Source organism: Parabacteroides sp. MSK.9.14 (genome assembly GCF_019041495.1).
Classification (GTDB): Bacteria; Bacteroidota; Bacteroidia; order Bacteroidales; family Tannerellaceae; genus Parabacteroides; species Parabacteroides merdae.
Window position 1 is genome coordinate 25,168 of the sequence record NZ_JAHPXO010000033.1, and the last position, 19,279, is coordinate 44,446.

The 19,279-nt window shown below is 44.8% G+C and carries 21 protein-coding genes and 2 riboswitches; of the genes, 6 read left to right on the forward strand and 15 right to left on the reverse strand.

The features are described from left to right. Positions 1–99: 99 nt before the first annotated feature. From KTG12_RS16165 to KTG12_RS16220, 12 genes are all read right to left on the reverse strand, one after another. Positions 100–396, reverse strand: a complete 297-nt coding sequence (locus KTG12_RS16165; RefSeq protein ID WP_005807076.1) for a hypothetical protein — start codon at positions 394–396, stop codon at positions 100–102. A 12-nt stretch (positions 397–408) separates the two neighbouring features. Then, a complete protein-coding gene (locus KTG12_RS16170) occupies positions 409–786 on the reverse strand; it encodes a DUF4134 domain-containing protein (RefSeq protein ID WP_005807074.1) in 378 nt (125 codons plus the stop codon). A 49-nt stretch (positions 787–835) separates the two neighbouring features. Then, positions 836–1,159 (reverse strand): DUF4134 domain-containing protein, encoded by a 324-nt coding sequence (locus KTG12_RS16175; protein WP_005807072.1) that lies wholly within the window; start codon positions 1,157–1,159, stop codon positions 836–838. Between the two features lies 1 nt (position 1,160). Then, complete coding sequence (locus KTG12_RS16180) at positions 1,161–1,616, reverse strand: hypothetical protein (protein WP_005807070.1); 456 nt, start codon at positions 1,614–1,616, stop codon at positions 1,161–1,163. Between the two features lie 246 nt (positions 1,617–1,862). Next, complete coding sequence (locus KTG12_RS16185) at positions 1,863–2,750, reverse strand: toprim domain-containing protein (protein WP_005807068.1); 888 nt, start codon at positions 2,748–2,750, stop codon at positions 1,863–1,865. 105 nt (positions 2,751–2,855) lie between these two features. Further along, positions 2,856–3,956 (reverse strand): AAA family ATPase, encoded by a 1,101-nt coding sequence (locus KTG12_RS16190; protein WP_005807066.1) that lies wholly within the window; start codon positions 3,954–3,956, stop codon positions 2,856–2,858. Beyond that, a complete protein-coding gene (locus KTG12_RS16195; protein WP_005807064.1) occupies positions 3,934–4,329 on the reverse strand; it encodes a helix-turn-helix domain-containing protein in 396 nt (131 codons plus the stop codon). The genes KTG12_RS16190 and KTG12_RS16195 overlap by 23 nt, the downstream gene beginning before the upstream one ends. 179 nt (positions 4,330–4,508) lie before the next feature. Continuing rightward, complete coding sequence (locus tag KTG12_RS16200) at positions 4,509–5,201, reverse strand: hypothetical protein (RefSeq protein WP_008781591.1); 693 nt, start codon at positions 5,199–5,201, stop codon at positions 4,509–4,511. 205 nt (positions 5,202–5,406) lie between these two features. Next, on the reverse strand, positions 5,407–6,540 hold the full coding sequence (locus KTG12_RS16205) for a site-specific integrase (RefSeq protein ID WP_005807062.1): 1,134 nt from the start codon (positions 6,538–6,540) through the stop codon (positions 5,407–5,409). Positions 6,541–6,787: 247 nt separating this feature from the next. Beyond that, a complete protein-coding gene (locus KTG12_RS16210) occupies positions 6,788–7,723 on the reverse strand; it encodes a sirohydrochlorin cobaltochelatase (RefSeq protein ID WP_371745148.1) in 936 nt (311 codons plus the stop codon). Between the two features lie 45 nt (positions 7,724–7,768). Continuing rightward, on the reverse strand, positions 7,769–9,211 hold the full coding sequence (locus KTG12_RS16215; RefSeq protein ID WP_122298847.1) for a PepSY domain-containing protein: 1,443 nt from the start codon (positions 9,209–9,211) through the stop codon (positions 7,769–7,771). Position 9,212: 1 nt separating this feature from the next. Beyond that, complete coding sequence (locus tag KTG12_RS16220) at positions 9,213–11,480, reverse strand: TonB-dependent siderophore receptor (protein ID WP_122298849.1); 2,268 nt, start codon at positions 11,478–11,480, stop codon at positions 9,213–9,215. A gap of 49 nt (positions 11,481–11,529) precedes the next feature. Continuing rightward, positions 11,530–11,742, reverse strand: a riboswitch (cobalamin riboswitch). A 104-nt stretch (positions 11,743–11,846) separates the two neighbouring features. Further along, positions 11,847–12,055: riboswitch (cobalamin riboswitch) on the forward strand. A gap of 154 nt (positions 12,056–12,209) precedes the next feature. Here KTG12_RS16220 and KTG12_RS16225 point away from each other — a divergent pair. Further along, a complete protein-coding gene (locus tag KTG12_RS16225) occupies positions 12,210–13,730 on the forward strand; it encodes an Ig-like domain-containing protein (protein WP_122334234.1) in 1,521 nt (506 codons plus the stop codon). A gap of 202 nt (positions 13,731–13,932) precedes the next feature. Here the strand turns inward: KTG12_RS16225 and KTG12_RS16230 are convergent, their stop codons facing one another. The 3 genes from KTG12_RS16230 to KTG12_RS16240 all read right to left on the reverse strand — a co-directional run bounded on the left by KTG12_RS16230 (position 13,933) and on the right by KTG12_RS16240 (position 16,496). Continuing rightward, a complete protein-coding gene (locus tag KTG12_RS16230) occupies positions 13,933–14,400 on the reverse strand; it encodes a hypothetical protein (RefSeq protein WP_122334235.1) in 468 nt (155 codons plus the stop codon). A gap of 18 nt (positions 14,401–14,418) precedes the next feature. Next, on the reverse strand, positions 14,419–15,546 hold the full coding sequence (locus KTG12_RS16235; RefSeq protein ID WP_216945479.1) for a RagB/SusD family nutrient uptake outer membrane protein: 1,128 nt from the start codon (positions 15,544–15,546) through the stop codon (positions 14,419–14,421). Between the two features lie 89 nt (positions 15,547–15,635). Next, a complete protein-coding gene (locus KTG12_RS16240) occupies positions 15,636–16,496 on the reverse strand; it encodes a transposase (RefSeq protein ID WP_122334247.1) in 861 nt (286 codons plus the stop codon). 208 nt (positions 16,497–16,704) lie between these two features. Here KTG12_RS16240 and KTG12_RS16245 point away from each other — a divergent pair, with 208 nt between their 5' ends. The 5 genes from KTG12_RS16245 to KTG12_RS16265 all read left to right on the forward strand — a co-directional run bounded on the left by KTG12_RS16245 (position 16,705) and on the right by KTG12_RS16265 (position 18,804). Next, positions 16,705–17,130 carry a hypothetical protein gene (locus KTG12_RS16245; RefSeq protein WP_075967687.1) on the forward strand — a complete coding sequence of 142 codons (426 nt, stop codon included), beginning with the start codon at positions 16,705–16,707 and terminating at the stop codon, positions 17,128–17,130. Positions 17,131–17,358: 228 nt separating this feature from the next. Then, positions 17,359–17,517, forward strand: a complete 159-nt coding sequence (locus tag KTG12_RS16250) for a hypothetical protein (protein ID WP_167369897.1) — start codon at positions 17,359–17,361, stop codon at positions 17,515–17,517. A gap of 102 nt (positions 17,518–17,619) precedes the next feature. Further along, on the forward strand, positions 17,620–17,913 hold the full coding sequence (locus KTG12_RS16255; protein WP_075967686.1) for a hypothetical protein: 294 nt from the start codon (positions 17,620–17,622) through the stop codon (positions 17,911–17,913). Between the two features lie 11 nt (positions 17,914–17,924). Continuing rightward, positions 17,925–18,374 (forward strand): helix-turn-helix domain-containing protein, encoded by a 450-nt coding sequence (locus KTG12_RS16260; RefSeq protein ID WP_167369896.1) that lies wholly within the window; start codon positions 17,925–17,927, stop codon positions 18,372–18,374. Between the two features lies 1 nt (position 18,375). Beyond that, a complete protein-coding gene (locus KTG12_RS16265; RefSeq protein WP_075967684.1) occupies positions 18,376–18,804 on the forward strand; it encodes a hypothetical protein in 429 nt (142 codons plus the stop codon). Positions 18,805–19,279: the final 475 nt, after the last annotated feature.

Below are 19,279 nucleotides of genomic sequence, written 5' to 3' on the forward strand. Positions count from 1 at the left end.
TATACGTTCAATTAAATAGGGGTAGGCCCGTATCTCATACGAACCTACCCGCGTTCAACATTCAATATAGCCACACATTGCTGTGATGGTTTAATTTTGTCAGACCTTACGCGAGTAGGCATAGACGAACACGCCTCGGTCCGTTCTCTTGCTGTGCAGACCTTTCCGCTGCTTGAAGATGATTAGCACGATGCCCACCGACAGAATGACTGTCAGCGCGGCCAGTCCGGCCACGAATCCGGCAAGGCAGTAAGCGGCTATGAAGCCCGCGATGGCTCCGCCTGCCGTTCCTGCCGCCCAATAGATGTAGCGGCCCTGCAATCCCATCACTTCAAGAGGACGTTGCAGCCCCTTGAACAGCGGATAGTCCGGATAACGTGTTTCCTTGCTTTTCATCCCTCGGTACTTTTATGCGTCAATGCCGAAAAACAAAGGAAGAGCCTGTGCTGCTGCAATCAGGAAAAGACATGCACCAACCACCATCATGATCTTCTTTTTGACATCCTGCTCTTCGTTGTTCATGGCGATGTAAACGGAGATGGCGCCGATAATGGCGACTACACCGGCGATGGCATAGCAGAGCTTGACCATGACTGGTACATACTTGACAATTTCCTCCGCCACGGTAGATAGTGCGGTAGTACCGGCTGAATAGTCGCCGGCCGTACTCTGGGCCATTGCCGTGGTACCAGAGAACAAAGTGAGTGCAAGCATCTTCACTTTGGTGGAAACACCTTGGATGAATCCTTTTGCCTTTCGGCACATTTGTTTTACTTTCTGAAACATACTTGATCGTTTTTGAGTTAATATTTATGTATTGGATTGTTAAACAGCCTTATATGCGATAACCGAAAAATGCCGGAAGTACGATGGAGGCCCCGATGATGAACAGGCACGCGCCAAGCAGCGATAAAAAGGATTTGACGATGCCGTCCTCTCCAGTGTTCATCTTGATGTAGATCTGGAAGGCGGACACGATGACCAGAACGGATGCGATGGAGTAGCATATATACAGGACATACAGCATCATCGTGACCACGAAGTCGTGCATCGTGGCCAGCGCATCCGCTCCCCAGCTGTAGTTCACGCTGCCGCTCTTGGCGAAAGCCGCATAGGGTACAAGAATTAACAGGCATACTATCTTTTGCTTAATCGACATGCTACAATTTGTCTTTAATTGGTTTCCAGGCCATCTCCGGACGATTTTCCAGTTTGCCCCTGGAAAGCATCGCCTTGTACATTTCATCTGCACTGAAGCCATCAGACAGGTAGGGCGTGGTTTCCTCCATCTTTTCCTCCGCCTTGGCTTTGAGACGCTCCAGTCTTTCTTCCGGGGTCTCCTTTGTCTCCGGCTTTTTGTCCGCCGGCTTCTGGTCGGTGGCAGAATCGCCGCCTGATGCTGTTTCAGTATCGTATTGCTCGTTGCCGACACGGAACCCGGTTTCACTCTCGCTCACGGCAACACTCTCTTCGTCCTCCAGTGTGCCGAGGTCGAAAACTTCCTCCTCTGTCTTGCCGGTTCTCCTTTTTCCATAGAGATCCTGCATAATGATGACCGCGTAATAAATGAGGTACGCGACCGTCAGAACAATGGCAAAAATGAAATATGATCTCATATCTTTTAGTATGGATATTGAATTTTGTATTAGTTTGATTTCACAAATAAAAAAGGAGAATTTCGAACTACGAAATAATTGTGTATTAAACGGATGTTTTCTTTACAAGATTTATATCGATTTTGAAAATCGTACTATAAAATCGTACTATATCGCCTTAATGAACGGGAAAAATGAAGAAGTCAGGGCATAAAAAAAGCCCTCCGTTCAGGAGGGCTTCCATTGGCAGATTCGCTTTTTTTTAGGTCAGCGTTTCTTGCCTCGCAAGCAATCATTCAGATCCTTGTATTCGCTATATCGGACAGCTTCGTTGCTGACCCGTTCGCCGTATAGTCCGGCTATGGTTTCCACGGTCTTTTGCCCGGCAAGGTCGTTGTCGAGATAACAATGTATATGCAGGTATCTCTGCAGGTACATCAATGCCTTTTTCAGGTTGTTTACGGAGTTCATGACAAGGTAGTCGCAAGGCTGGTCTATACAAATGGTCCAGTTGCATGACTGCTTCAATGTCAGGTAAGACAGAAAGTCCATGAACCCCTCGAACACGCAGACCCGTTCCTGTATCTCTCCGCACTGATGTCCGATCAGGGAGATGTCCTTGTTCTTGATACATCCTTTATAATAGGCGTTGCGCATTTCATATCCGCCCGAAACATTACCGAACGCGAGGGCAAAATAATGCCGGTCACGCAATTCATAATGGATTTCCTTGCAGAACATACGTCCTATGTCAGCATCTATTTTCCGGGACTGAAGGTAAGAGTATAACGCGTGATGCCGTAACGGGACGACAATCAGATTTTTCATATCCGATTCCACGGGACGGGGCGGAAGAGCCTGGAAACGGACTTTCGGCAAAGGCATATCGCTGGAATGCCGCCCGATGTATGCCAGTACCTCGCTTACACTTTCAGTCTGGTAAAGGTATTTACCCAATTCCACGAGGTCGCCTCCGGTGGCCGCCCCAAAATCATACCATTCGTTCAACCGGTCATTGACCTTGAACGACGGCGACTGCTCATCCCTTAACGGCGAGAGATACCAGTACTGATCCGATTTAACGTATTGCGCATGGTGGCCGAGCTGCGCCAGAAAGTCCACTATGCGTACCTGTTTTGCTTCTTCTATAGTCATGGCTGTTTTCTTTCACTTGTTCACACGGAAATGGTTTAGTTTAGTTTTATTCCCTATATATATACATACTAAAGTAAACTGAAATATATATGCCCGCGCCCGGCTTCATTCTTCATCAAAAAGCCTTGCTTCCGCGGGGGTCATGTCATAGTAGAACAGCTTGTCCTGCTTGACAACAAGTTTAAGGTTGTCCGTCAGGTACTGCAGCAGTTTTATCATGACACTGCGGCCACGTTTGAAGCCTATGTTTTCATAAGAGGCGATCAGACGTTGCAGTACATTCTCAAAGCCCCTGATGGGTTTGCCGTCAAAGGCAGCGGAAAGGGCTTCCCGGTGCTGCTCGATGCTCAGCTCCGTAAAGCTTGTCCGTTGCCTGGGCTTCGGGGTGTCACCGAACGTGTGCCCTTCGGCGATGACCGGGAGCCCGTTGTCGTCCACGGTGAACGCGAAGGGTTTGAACTCCTTTTCCCGGATATGCAGGGCATGGACTTCACTGACAGACGGATTCTCGTTGCATTTGCTGATGACCAGTACTGTTTCCGCCTTGTTGCTCATCTCCGTACCGATATGGCCTCGTACATTGTTGTCCCCTTTGTTCAGGTGCAGCACGCAATGGATATGCAGGTCGTAACGAGAGGACCATTCCATCATTTTGTTGATTACCTCCACCGATTCGCTGGTGCTGTTGATGTCCAGCATAAGGTCGCGGATACCGTCAATGATAACCAGCCCGTAACCTTTACCCTGACGAAGGGCATAGTCTATCACACTTATACGGACTGTCGGAGAATACTCCCGCAGGCAGATGAAATCAAGGTTCTCGCTGTCTGCTGTGGTAGGAAGCCCGGCCAGACGCAGAATACGTTCCAGCACCGTGTGACAATGATAGCGGCTCTGCTCGGTATCGACATACAGGATCCGGCGTTTGCCTTCCGGCAGATGCGCCCGGTAGTTCAGCACCTGCTTACCTGCCAGGGAAGCGGCGACAAGGGCGGAGACATTGAATGTCTTCTTGGATTTTGCCTTGCCGGTCGATGCACTGAAATTGCCGAGAGTCGCTATGGTCGAATTGTCAATCCAGATAATTTGCGGCGGGGTCTCGTATGTATCCGTCGCCTTGATTTGGGAAGCTGAAAGAATATCTGACAGACGGGTCTCTTCCAATCCCATTCCCGTCTTCTGGTCAGTTCTTCTTTCGTTTTCCATGGCGTTTCTCGTTTAAGAAGGGTTGTACTGCTGCCGCCTCGTGTGCCATCCGCGTGGCATCATCGACGGCAAGTTCATGATTCTGCAGGAGCCATTCGTCCAGTTCCTCCTTGGCAAAGTAGATCATCTTGCCGCGAGGCTTGTAGTGAGGAATCTCCTTGTTGGCCGTAAGTTTATACAGCATACTTTCTGATACCCCGATGTACATGCAGGCTTCCGAAAAAGTAAAGACCTTTTTGGTCGCGTAAATGTTCTTTTCCAGCAATTCCACCCGTTCCAGAAAGCTCTCGACCGGTTCCAATTTCCGGATAATCGCTTCAAGGGCCGTGAGCCGTTCGCTCAACCTTTCCATGAATGTCAATCTGTTGGACATATTATTCGTGATTAAATTAGACAATAAGAGATGCACCTCTGTTTGTAACGCGTTGTATACAGAGGCAAAGGTAGAGTGTGAATATCTAAAAGCATTGGATGACAGTATGATACCGGTTTGGTAGCATATCAGTTATCATACTTTTGCTTTTCACATGGTTGACTTCTTAGCACTTCCTTTCATTCCTTCAGTTGGCTTACAAACTTTCTGATATTGTAAGCGGTTGAAGTCATTTTGTTCCTGACCAACGAAAGCGTGGTGGATATGCTCGTTGCGGATATGAAGTGCGAGCCGTCCTTGGATTGCAGGAAACGCCCTCTTTCGAGGACTGATTGCCAGTAAGGCTGAATGAATGAATTCTCAAGAAGGGCATCGAACAGGATAGCCACACGGCGCACGCTGTTCACCCGAAGACAGAAACCTATCTTGCAGGAGAAGAGAGATTCCATGTCGTCAATAGTTACGGGAGAACAGAACAGATGATAAGTATTGGCGCAAGAAACGATACCGGCCAGTTGTTTGCGCGAAAGACTGCAGTCAAAAGAAAGAAATGAAAACTTTGCCGGATTACAATCGGAAGATGCCAGTTCCGATGTGTCATACTTCCGCTTTAGTTCCATGCACTCCTCGAAAGAGAGGCTCGGGGCGGAAAAAAGCGGTTGGATAAGGTAGGGGCAGTCGGTCAGCAGTCCCTTGACGATGTGGATGTTCATTTCGTGGCAGTTCCGACAGACCGCGTTATCGCAGTCAATATACCGGTGACTGTTCACAAAATCCTCCACATAACGGCGATACTGTTTGCCGTGGATTTTGACCTCCTGGAGATAAACTGTTTTTGCTTCGGTAAGCAGGGCGAAAAGTTCTTCCGCCACGTCCTGTGCCGATTCAATGTGATGCGGGTGTTTGCTCCCCTCAAAAAGAGAGAAGGCCTTTGTCAGCTCTTGTCATGTCGATTTACATTTTATTGGTTTATAATAATATATCATCATAAAGGTATCGTTTTTCGATTGTATCTGCAATCGATGACGCCCTTAAAATATCTACTTGTAAATTTGACATGATATGGTATATCATTGGTCACTCAAACAATCCGTTGACCAGGTTGACCGCATCATCCTTTTTCTGGTTGATGATTTTGGCGTACACCTGTGTCATTTTCACGTCAGCATGGCCGAGCAGCTTGGATGTCGTATATAAGTCTGCTCCGAGTGTCAGCATCATCGTCGCGAACGTGTGCCGCGCCGTATGGAATGTAAAACGCTTGTTTATTCCCGCCGCTTTTGCCCATGGTTTGATAAGAATATTGACCATTGCTGGGGACGGCAGGTCAAACACATGGTCATCAGGAGTTTTGTCTCCACGCGCAGGCATCCACTTCAACGCTTCCGGGGAAAGCGGAAGATAAATCGGTTCCTTGGTTTTCTGCATTGAAACCGACAGACGGTATTGTCCACGATCAACGAATACATCTTTCCATTGCAACTTGATTATATCACTGATTCGCAGACCGCAGAAACAAGAGAACAGATAGGCACCTTTCACGGATTCATTTTTCATCGGGGTTGCGATCAATGCACGCACCTCTTCAATGGTCATGTATGACCGTTTGCTTTCAGGCAGACGGATCTTTTCCGACTTGCTGATTTTCGTGAAAGGATTGGACTTGATGATCTCGGCCCTGACAGCCGCATTCAAGGCTCCGTTCAATACCCGGTAATAAGTATGCAGTGTGTAATTCGACACTCGTTTGCCTCTGGAACGGTATTCGGACTGAAGGTAGTCAAGATAATTCTGGCAGAATGTCTTGTCTATTTGATCCATCAACATACGTTCTCCCGCATAATCCTTCAAGATGCGTATAGTGATGTCAATTTGATAACCGTCCTTTTTGCCACGCTTGGCCTGGTTCTCCTTGTAGGTATTCATCCAGTCAAGCAGGTAAACTCTCTCTTTGGTTTCTATACCGGCCTCGCCGTTGGTCAGCTCGATAATACGTTTGGACTTGATGGCATTGGCGGCATTCATAGTCGCCTGATTCTGCCGACGGGCATTGTTATCCGTTTCCGGAATGAGATACAACTTAAGATATTCGTATGTTCGTTTTCCGAAACGGTATATATCAAGATACAGACTTTGGCTTCCATCTGCCAGCTTCTTTGTCCGAAGGCGGACAGGCTCTTTTACTTTTGTAGGCTTCTTTACTCGTGGCATATCGATCCCTTCATAATTTTGTTTCTGTTGCAAAGATATGAATAAAGGTCGATATTGAGAAACAAACGAGAAACAAAATTGTACCGAAAAAGAACCAATCAACTGAAAAGAAAGAAAACAACTGAAAACATCAAGTACACTATAATCAATTGTAAATAAGCGGTTTTATTTGCACTTGTTTAGCTCTTGTTTTCATTTTAGGGCTTTACTTTATAAATCTGGTAAATATGAATAGCTTTTGATAAAGCTATTCATATTTTTCTTTGCCTTGTGCATATTCTTTTTTCTTCTTTGCGATATCCATGGATTGGTGAGTGGCACTGAAACGTGCATGTTGTACGATGATATCCTGGATGGCCGGATTCTCTCCGAGTCCCTTCATGAGTACATCTACGTGATATCCCTGCTTTTCCAGCTCTTCTTTCCAGTCGCCGGCAATGTCGTTTTTAACGTGTTCGCCGGCAACAAACAAGAACGGCATCAGTAGGATCGTTTTACAGTCTTTTTTCCGGATCTGTGACAATGCATCGTCAAAATACGGATACCCTTCTATGGTCCCGACGAACCACTGGTCGAATCCTTTTGCCTTCAGCATATAATCCAGCATGGCGTATTGTGCCGTATTGGGTGTATAAGTGCCATGTCCGACCAACAGAACAGCATCTTCCTTGCCTCGCTGAGTGGTAATGGCTTTTATCACCGCCTCATAGTCGTCCGGGCTGTACAACAAAGGAATGCTCAAGCGTACTTCTTTGAAATCTTGTTGCTGTGCTGCAATATCTTTACGCAACGATTCCGTCTCGATCCCGTCTATGATACTGCTGGGTTGGACCAGGATATGGGTATAACCGTCTGCTTTCAACTGCTTGAGCGCTTCTTCCGGATTCATCTTCTGTATGCCTTGCGCTTTCAAACGACGCATGACGATACGAGATGTCCAAGCCTCGCGGACCTCAATCCCCGGAAAAGCTTCAGCTATCTTCTTGTTGACGGCATCTATGGTCTTGGCACGCGTATCTTCGTGGGTTGTCCCGAAATGTACGACAAGCACGGCACCTTTCTCACCGTCTTTCAAGGAACCGAACAGATCGGATTCCATAAAATTACCCTCTGCCCGCACGGATTGTGACAAGATGCAGAATAAACAAAACACCCTTAAAACTGAATTGAAGGCATTCTTCAAAAAACTGAAACGATTTAAAATAGACATATGGCAAAAACATTTTAATTAATTACGACTCACATAGCGAATTGAGAGGATCACTCCGGTCACCGACAAGACGCATCCACCCAATAGCAAGATCCACATCAAAACATCCCTTAGCGTGTGGTGCCGGGCAAAAAAAACTGTGCTGAAACAGTGCAATCCTTTGTACATCCAGACACGATATCGGGTATTCTCGTTGAAATACCGGCAACTGCCGTCTACCGGATCCAGGTAGTAACAACTCTTATCGGCATCCCGGACTTTTATTTTATAGACCGGCAACGGCAATGCGTTTTTCAGGCTGATATAATAATTGTCATATTCTGTCAGCAAAGAGACTTCGACAGGAACCTCTTTTCCCCGAATGTGTTGCATCATTTCCCGGCAGAAGGTTTCGTCCACTTCCAACCGGCGGACTTCTGACGGTATGGTTGCATCAACAAGATAAGTCTCTTTTTCCGTTTCTACCTTGTAGCAAGGGTATCCTCCTAAACTTGTCCAAGTCAGATTCTTGATCCCCTCCTGTTCCAATATGCGTTGGCAATCCAGCCTGTACGCATCCAATGCCAACGACGAACCGTTTATTTCATCCCGGACATTGCGTGGCTCGTGGACTTTCGATATCCATTGCGGCACTTGAGCCAACGACATAAACCCGCTGAATATCCACGTCAAGGTGAACAATCCGAAACAAAGGCCGGCCAGATGATGCCACCGGAACAGCCTTTTCCGGTATGGAGTTCCTGTGTGATGCTTTTTCCGGGCTATCCGAAAAGAACGGATACCGACATAAATTCCGGAAAGCGTCATCAAAATACCGATTCCTGAAACCCATAGCACAATGTCTTTCCATGGTTGACGCCCGTGTGCCCGGAACTGCTTGACATAAATCCAGTGGGGGATAGCCCCGACCCAAGCCCAGAAACGTGACTTCCATGTCGTAAACTGCAAAGCGTCTCCTGTCCTGGACGACAAATAAAGTTCTCCCTTTTCTTCATCCGGGAAACAATAATGATAAACCGGGAAATCTTTGAACGGATATGCACCGATCAGCCAAACGTCGATCTCGTTGAGTGTATCTTTCAGCATCGCATCCCCGGAAGACCATCGATTCGCAATTTGCTGCAATTGCCCGGAGGAAAACTTGCCTATGGGAAGCCCTGTCCGGGCATTCAAAAGGAATTCTTCTTCCTCTGTCGAAATGCGAATGACGTTTTCTCCGGCACGTTTGTTGAGGCTGATGCTTTTCACCGGGTCTCGTAGCGGCAACTCTTCCACCAGATTTTGTATCGGCAACAGGACCGTGTCAATGTCTTCGGCAAACGCTAAGGCTTGTTCCTTTTCGACACGGGGGTATGTATGATACATCATCACAATGCCGCTGACAAACCACATAAGGAACAGGATACTGAGGCAAATCCCCAGTATCCTGTGCGTTTTTATGAATAAACGATGGATTTTCATTCTACATGTCAAATGAAACCGTAAACTTCACATTGCGTCCTTCTTCCGGAATGAAGCCGATCGTGTTGACGGAAGTCATATAATAATTCTTGTCGAAGATATTGTTGATATTCATTTGCAACTTCCAGTTTTTAAATGAATATCCCACCATTGCGTTGGCGATGGCATAAGGCTCGAATTCCAATGTATTGGCAGTGTTGACATACGCTTTGCTCGAATAATTGAAACCTACTCCTAACTTTAACCCTTTCAGCGAGCGGTCAAAGTCGTAAAAAGCCCATCCGTAAGCCATGTGCTTCGGGACAAGATTCAAGTAATTGCCGGCCTGTGTGTTCTCGGCATAGTCATTCTTCGCGTATTCTTTCAGTTTGGCAACTGTGAATGTATATCCGGCATTAATGTTAAACTGCTGCCACGGGCGAGTGTTGATATCCACTTCAAGTCCTTTAGAATCGGCTTTTCCTACCTGTCCCGAAATCGTTTGCCCGTCTTTTGTCCCTAAGCTTTGAACCATGTTCTTCCGCAGGATGTAGAATCCGGAGATGTTGGCATTGAACTTGTCTGAAAATGCTATGTGCGATCCGGCTTCATACTGGTATCCCTTTTCCGGACTGAACACGTTCTTGCCGCTGGGTTCGATCACCTTGCCGTCATTGCCGATATAGACATATCCCGGCGAAGCCACCGTACGTGTCGGCTTGAAGTAATTGCTGGTCGAAGCATAAACGTTGAACGCATCCGTGAACTGGTAAAGCAGGCTGAAACGATAGGTCAACGCATTGTCATGGATATGCGCCTTTTCGTCTTTGGAGGTTACGACTTTGTCTTTCGTATAAGCCTGTTGGTAAGTCCGGTCGTAACGGTCATAACGCAGACTTAGCAATGCCGATAACCGGTCTGTCAGATTCAAATAGTCTTGCACGTAAATGCCATGCATATATTCCCAAGCCAAGTTTCTTTTTTGGTAAGGCAGATTCAAGTCGCCTTGGTTCAAGACAGGATCGACGACGGAGAGATGTGCGTTTTTCCCGGGACCGGTTGCATCGGCAGCATAATTGGCCGTATAGCGAGGGGTGTACAGGGATGAGAAAGAATAGCCACCCAAGAAGTTATGCTTGACCTCTCCGGTCATGAATTTTCCTTTCAACTCCAATTGATTTTGTAAAAGGCTGACCTTGTATGCGAACTGGTAACCGACACGCTGTATGGAATCCAGGCTTATGTATGTCTTGGTGTTTCCATTCATATAATAATGGTTGTATATGGGATCGGAAGATGTCAGATACGTCAACTTCTCGGAAGCATAATAATCCAGATCGTCATAGTAGTAGGAGAGATAGTCCGACAAGCTCCAGTCCGGGTTGGTGAACTGGTGCGTCCATTTGGCAGACACAGTCAGGTCCTTGTCTGCAAGATGGTCCAAGGGGTCATTGTAGCGTGTACGGCGGTCGAAATCTTCCGGAAGATCGCCCGGCCGGTAAACCACCGATCCGTCTGCATCATAAATATCCTTGTCGACATGAGGTTGTCCGGTATCCGTCCCGTAACGGTCGTTTTTCGCACTGACGGAAAAGTTCAGTTTGTCATAATCGCTAAGGCGGAAGTTCAAGGCGAAATAGGCATTGTAGGCCCGATCGTTCGTGTGTCTCCATCCTTCACCTCCGCTCATGGAGAAGTCTGTCCTGAAATTGACGCCCCGGGCAATGTTGCCGCCGGCACCTCCCTGGATCGAATAGCGCCCCCAGCTGCCTATACTCATTTGCGCATTTACTCGCGGAACAGATGTCGGTTGCTTGTGTACGAGGCTGATGACCCCGCCGAGTGCCGAATGCCCGTACATGACGGATGCCGCTCCTTTCAGTATCTCGATGCTTTCGATCGAAGCTAAGGTTGTATTGGGGGCTGAAGCATATAAGTTATGACGTTCGTCGCGGATTCCGTCTGTCACTACCACAAACGTGTTGAAACCACGAATGTAGAACGACTGGAAGCCGCCATACGAATTGTTCGGGCGGACTCCCGTGACGTTACGGGCAACATCGATCAATGAATTCAAAGAAAGGTCGGAAATCATCGGGGCTGACATCCGGGACACGGAAAGTGGAGCCTGCGACAAAGGTACCGGTAACCTGCCGACTTCGGTCGGTTTGACATACTGGCTAGTGATGACAACCTCATCCAATCTCAACGTGTCTTTGGACAAATCTTGCGCAAAGGCACTACTTACTCCCAGGCATAACATGCCCACAGTAAAAAATTTCGATTTCATATAGCTATAAATAAAAATAAATAAAGATGCCTCTTACCCCGGAAGCAAAAGTTATCTATGTGCATTTGGCAGGTTTCCTGGCTCGATCCTATCAGACGCCTTCCCATTCCCGGTATGATATTGAGGAACAGTGGCATGCAGGTCTTTTTGATTTCTTGCGAAACGGACCATACAGTAGCGGGGAACTGCTCCGGCTTTCCACCGGATTCCCTTTTAAACACCGGCAGGAAGCCGGCGTTTCACCAAAAACGGTGCAAAATTATAAAATTTATAGATTGGATGTTCTCTGTAGTAGTAAAATACCTACTTATAGGTATTTTTCCATAATACAAGCCTTAACCCCTTGTCAAATCAAGCGGGGAACGTAATTTTGCACAAGTTTTTGGTTCCACGATACCCGTTCGTTACGGGGAGGTGTTAAAAAGGGAACCGGGTGCAAATCCCGGACAGACCCGCTGCTGTAAGTTCCACACCAAACTCTTTGAATATGCTACAAGCCACTGTCCGCAAGCCGGATGGGAAGGCATTCAAAGGCGGAATAAGTCAGAAGACCTGCCAAAAACAACATCGTTTTAATGCTTTCGGGGAATAGAGCAACAAAACATCGAGCCATGCCATTCTTTATCCTTGTATAGAGACATCATTTCTCCATGTGTACATTCTCTGTAAGCGATTCGATACCGGATAATATGTAATTATTAATATTTGAATAACTAAAAACAAAGAGAAATGAAAAAAATCAAATTTGCATTGTTTGCGTTCATGGTAGCCCTGACTTCCTTTGCGTTCACGGCTTGCGATGACGACGACAAAGTGGAAGTAGTCCCGGTGACCGGTGTCTCGGTCGGTCCGGAGACATTGGAATTGAAAGAAGGAACGACTGGCACGTTGACGGCTGCCGTAGTCCCGTCTAACGCCACAGTCGCGACGGTGACATGGAGCAGCTCGGATGAAAGCGTAGCCACCGTAGATAAAGGTGTCGTTACGGCGGTTGCCGAAGGAACGGCGACAATCACCGCTAAGACGGACGATGGCGGTTTCACAGCCACTTGCAACGTCACGGTGACAAAAGAAACACCTGCGTTTGACGAAAGCAAATACCACTTCGACCTCTTCCTGACCGTAGGCAAACATGGCGGCATGAGTTCCAAGAATACGACCGTGGTCAACAGCATCAGCAAGCTGACTGCCGATATGGGGGTAATCACCATTACGGGCGAAGGTACGGAGCTGAACGATTATGCGATGGAATGTATCTCAAAAGGCAAGTACTATTACCAGATTCCGTCGGACGAGAACCGCTTTGTGAAGTATCAAATCAAGGATAACAAAGTTGTCGTGATCAAAGATTGTCCGTTCAAGGGAAATGTTTATAAAGTACGTTCTTATACCCATGCTTGGTTGGACGACAACACCCTGCTGATTATGTCTGCCAACGGTAAAAAGACGGGTGTGATTTGGACAAAACTGAACACGGCCGACATGTCTATTATCGATGAAGGCGAGTTGAACATCTCTGTTCCGGAAGGTTATAGCAAACTGACATCATCCGGTATCCTGACTTACCGTCAGGCTGACAACAAACTGTTCTATTTCTATTACGGAAAAACGCAAGGGACAAACTCGATGGATAGTAAAAACGAACCGAACTTCCGTACTGCCGTGATCGCTCCGGAAACAATGGAAGTGGAACAAAACCTTGTTTCCCCTGTCCACAGCGAAATGGCCGGTAGTGCTTACGGCGAGTTGATGCAAAACTGCGTGATGTATGACGAAGCCGGTAACCTTTACCTCGCCGCTTTTGCCGATGAAGATATCGAACGCGGACTTCTGCTTCGTATCAATGCCGGTGAATATGAGTTTGACGCCTCTTACAATGGTTACCCGGATGCCGATGGCAAACTGATGACCGCTCAATACCTCGGAAACGGCAAGGCTCTTGTTTACGGACGTAACGATGCTTCAGGCACGAAGATCGACAGCTACAGCCACTACTACTCTATCGTCGACCTCGCCACCGGCCAGCGCACACGCCTCGCCTACAACGGTAAGGAGATTGCCTATAGCGGAGGACGATTCTCACAACGCAGCGTCATCTTCAACGGTAAGGCTTACATCGGCGTGAACACTGAAGCTGATGCAAACGCTGTCATCTACATCTACGACATCGCCACCGGCACGGTCGAAAAGGGTGCCGAAGTCGCAGGCGGTTTCTACTTCGACATGATCCGCGTCATGGAGAACGATTAAACCTATGGCATAAAAGTTATCAATTCGTTATATTCGGCAAGAAGCCGGTATCTCAAACACTTCTTTTGAAAAAGAGAAATGTATGAATAGTATAATCTAATGAATTATAATTATTGAACGTATCAGAGGAGATTGTATCTAAAAACTTATGGCTTTTAGATACAATCTCCTCTGATTTTTATCGTATTTCTTGTATTGTATGTTATTTTTCTAAACTGACAACTTCAATGATCCAGTCTTTTTTCTTACCTCCTGCAGCCTCGACTACATAAGTATTGGCTTTGCTCCAATCACCAGGAATACCTAATTTCGGAGAGCCATTAGTTGGCATCATACGAGCTGCCGTCGAGAGAGCAACGGCAATGACGAGTTCTTTTTTTGATAATTTATTCAACTGATCAGTCGGAAATTCCTCTGATATTGTAACATAGATATTTACGATTCCTGCATTGGAATCGATATCTGAAGTATAACTCAGGTCTACTTCTTTTACAAGAAATTCATCAGAAGATGGACTCTTTTCATCACTGATATAGCGGTAGCGTACTGTGCTGACAGATGCAATTTCGGCCTCTTCATACAACGGAAGTTCGTCCAAATTACCTTCCAAACAGGAGGATAAAGAAATGACAGACAGGATTAATAACAAACTATAAAATATCTTTTTCATGACTTAATTGTTTAATAATTACCAACCTTCATTTTGTTTATCAATAATGCCACTGGCCGCACGGGTGTCGATGTTTCCCTGTGGTATCGGGAATAAATATCTTTTCGTTGTGAACTTTCGATTCCAGCTGTTCAATAAGGTAAGTTGATTGATACATGCTGCTTTGCGATCGCTTGTGATAGAGATTTTATATATAGGAGCATTCAAATCTTTGATGACATCTCCAGGTTCTCTTCCGTAATTACTGTAAGAGCCATATTTACCCCAACGAAGATAGCTGTAATAGATATCTGCTTCTTCGTATGCCATTTCTACACGTCTTTCACGGATGTAATCTTTCCAAGCATCTTCAAGAGTGGTGGCTGTAGATCCTGGAAGTCCTCCGTGTATCACCCGAGTTTCATTCAGTGCTTTGATAGCAACCGGTATATTTCCTTTTAATAAGTAAGCTTCCGCCAAATTCATATACATTTCTCCTAATCTTACAATCACATAATGGAAATTGACTTTCTCTAAAAGAGGATCATGAGGTACGATATATTTCCTCCAGTAATAACCTGTAGCTGTGGTATACCATGCTCCGTTTTCATTAGCCCGTATTCCTTGTGAGGCATTTCCTCCCATGTTCATTTCCAAATATTCACCTAATAATGAAGTCTTGTCTCTTACAATTGTAGCATCCATACGTTTATCTCGGTTCATATACATGAGATCCGTTATATCACGGGGTGAGCTGTTTTTTATGTATAGATTATGGGTGATTAATGGGTAGTCGCCACGGCTGGTAGTCAAGTCCAAAGATGTTGGAATATATCTCTTTTCTCCGTCAAAACGTGTAAATGTTTCGATTGAACCTTTTTCTAATCCAGTCGTGTTTAAGAAATCGATATTATCTTTAATTTGGGAAGATTCATACCAAACTTTCGCTTCACCTGTTTTTTCATCCGTGACAAGGTATTGGTCAACCAAATCCTGAGTAGGCCAATAACGTCCCCATGAATCAAAAGTCTGTACTTCTGGGTTTAATGTATTAATCCCATTTTTACTTCCTTTGATAATTTCATCGATCGGTAAGTTTGGCATGACTCTGACCAATTCATTAAAATCTACAACAGAAGCATCTTCTTCCAAGTAATAACGTGCCATGATTATTTCTGCATCTTCGGGTGATTTGTCATTGAAAAGACTTTCATAATTATTAATGCGAATCAGCAGTTGGCTTTCTGATTCAAAAATTAAAAATTAACAAATGTAAGTAGAGCAATAGCCAACTTTCCAAAGGTATGTACCAACAGCCCTTTGGTAGCTCTTACTTTAGATGCTCTTTGAATTTCTGTTTTTTCATTCAGCCAGTTGAAAAAGGATTCGATAGGTTGTCTGACTTTAGAAACGGCTTGCGAGAAAAGGTCTCTTGCAGCTTTCTCCCTCTGTTTGAGAACTTCCGGTTCCCCTTTAATCTCTTTATGCGGAGTAAGCACTTTAACCGGATTGTTCTCATTAAAGAAAGAGAAATCGCTGTAAATCTTGTCTGCAAGCACCGTCTTTCCGGATAGGTATGGCACGCATTCGCTTTTGAATACGGTCAGGTCGTTGTCCGAAGCCGGTGTCAGAGTTATCATTTCCGGAAAAGGTAAGGTTCCCTCCCTACGCTGTCCTACCATATGCAGTTTCATGCCATAGTAGTACATGTTCTTAGTGGAGCAATACCCTTTTGATGTTATCTCCGTAGCTACTTTCCCCTCTCGGTTTTTCCCTTTACAGGTCACTATCGGCATAGAATCGACAATGGATATAATGGAGTCGCAATCCTTGGGCTTGAATGATTGTATCATGGTTTCCACCAGCACCTTAAATGTTTCTGAAAGCATATTTAGGCGTACGCAAAACGTTTGATAAGACGGCAATTTTGGAAACCATGATGACAGATACTCCTTAGCGAAGGTTTGTATCTCCTTGATGTTGAAGTATCTCTGGCAGTACCCGCAGAACAGATAGATGGTAAGAACCTCCTCATCCGTAAACTCAGGATTGGAATTGTTACTGAATCTCTGGCAGTGGAAACGCAGAGAAGACTTATGGACATCACAGATATACATATACAAACCTATTAGTATTAACTTTTTCTCCTTGGGAATCATAATTAGAAAAATGAGTGGTTTTATTCTTCTAATTTACTGATTTTCAAGGAGATTACAAAATAAAATAATGAGATAATTAACTGAATTACAAACTTTTAAATCAAGAATCTGAAGATGTTTTCAACTGCTGATTCGCATTAATAATTAGTATCTTAAGAACTTAGATATGGACAAGGAAGATTATATATACTGCATTAAAGATTTAATTTTAGATATATTACATCTGATTTGCATAGGCATAGCAATAACTATTATAGGAACATTCTTAGCTATACTTTTTTCATTCTTTGATAGTTTTTCAACAGCATTTATGCATGTTGGTACATGTGTATCCATAGCACTTCTAGTAAATTTAGTTATTGTTCTTCCTTTCGGTTTACTAGGCGTTCTGTTTATTTTAAAATCAGAAGAAAGAAACGAAAGGAAAAGGAAACAAAATAATTATTTTTTTTTTCTGGAAATAGATTTGTATCTTTTTTTTCGCTCGCATTTCTCCATTTTTCGGACTAATTTATTTCAAGAGGCAATTTTGCGAAGTACAATACAAAAAATAAATGGTACTATTATTCTACCGATAAGGTGTATCCCTTGAATATTCCCGACATTCATCATCCGATACCATAAAACCAGAACTGCATCTATAGCCCTAGTTATAAAACAGCTTTGAATAAAGCTGTAATAGTTACAGTAACAGATTCATTCCCGTCGGAACATTTTTCAATGTTTTACCCACAGGTAAATTGCTCCGGGCTTTATTTGGTATATTCCGATAAAATATTTACTCTTGCATAAATTCAATCAACTTAAAAGTAGAATAATCTTGGAGATTGTTGAAATATATGAGAATTGGCTGTACAGCATACAGTTTGATGAAGAAGACCTGAATGAATATGTCCGTGTGTTCAAGGAATGGCACGACCTCGATTATCTGGAGAAGTTTTTCACGGATAATGCAGTCCATATAGACACCCCTTTCTGAAAAGATGCAGGATTAGACCCCAATGAACCTGAAGCATCCGCCCAAAAGATCCTTGATGAAGCGGAAGAGCTGGAAGAATATATTGAAGAACTTGTTTCCAACATGAAAGTGGGCGAAAAGCCTAGTTTTGATGAATATTTCCACTTCCTGGATGGCAAATACAAATGTCTGTGGACTTTGGAACCCATGAAGTCGTATGGCACAAACCGCCCGTCGTTGCTCCGCTTGTATGCGATAAAACTGGGACCAAACTGTTATCTGATAGTATATGGAGGAATCAAGCTGGGAGATACCATACAGAATTCCCCGGTACTGAAAGACAAGGTGTTCAACAAAATAGACAACGTACTGAACTATCTGAAAGCGAACGGCATTGAAGACAGTGCAGACATATAAAAATGGAAGATATGAAATTCAATGTAGAGAAACTCAAGCAGATGTCCCGCCCGATGACAGACGAGGAAAAGAAGGACATCGAATTCCGCAAGGAAAACCGTGAATGGCTTGCCGTCTCCGAAAGACTGGCATTGAAGTTACGCCGTATTCTCCGGACTGAAGGCATCCTCCAAAGTGAACTGGCCGAACGGATGGGAGTGACACCCGCCCAGGTGACCAAAATTCTCAGCGGTAAGGAAAACCTCGGATTGAAGACAATCAGCAAGATAGAGAATGCCATTGGTCATAGTCTGATTGAAGTTACTATGGAAGACAATCATCCGGTTGTGGAATACGAGAGCAGGACTGTCTGCCGCCCATTCACCACGAACCGATATGCCGAGGGTGCCACTGCCGCTACCACAGCAAGAAGACGTTCCGTCCCCTATTCATCCATTGTCGCACATACAATGTTCTCCTGATATGCACAAAGAGATATTATACCAGTTCATCAACATGGATCTCATCCAGTTTGCCACATTTGTTGAGAACTATATGGACGATGGACAAGACATTGAAGTCGCAAACAAATTCCGGTTCTCTTATGATTTTGAGGAGAATGTGATGTGCTGCACAGTGTCCGTTACTCTGTCAAAAGAAAACGGTATCCTGCTGAAAGCGGATTTAGCATCTTATTTTGGTATAGAGCCCGACTCGGCAGAAGCGATGAAAAGTCACGAAGGCCTTATTGCCCCGGCTGATTTGCTTGCACAGTTCGCCTCACTGGCATACGGTTCCGTCAGAGGTGTAGTTTTCGCCAAGACTATAGGATTACCGCTTAACAACCTGATTCTCCCTCCCAATAATGTAAGGGCCATCTTCCGGACATCCCAACTGTTCAGGAAAGGCTGAATGAATAGGACAGAGGACAGTGTACGGGATTGGATGCAAATTCCGGACGCTGTCTTTTGCCATTTTTGCGGTTCACAAATTAGATTTCCCCCTTGAAATTTGGATTTATGGATTGGAACCCTTTTTAATAGATTACTCTTCTCCCCTTTTTCTTTATTTAATTTCTTTTTGCTCTCTTCTGATTCTATTTAAGCGCTTTCTTCCTCTCAAGCAAGAAACAGAATCTCCTCCACCACTTCCGGGAACGCACCCACGTTCCCTTTTCCCTTATCTGTATGTTTATACCGCATATATATCCATCTATGCAAACTTGTGATTTCCGAATTCATTACATTCCCATTCAAGCTAAATGTTAAAAGTGGAAGGTCATGACCAACTGTATCATTGTCAACAATTTTTCAAATTTGATTTTTTCAGGTTGAATTGTTAGTAATACCCTTCTTTTTGGGTATCATTACCATTCTTATAGTGGCCG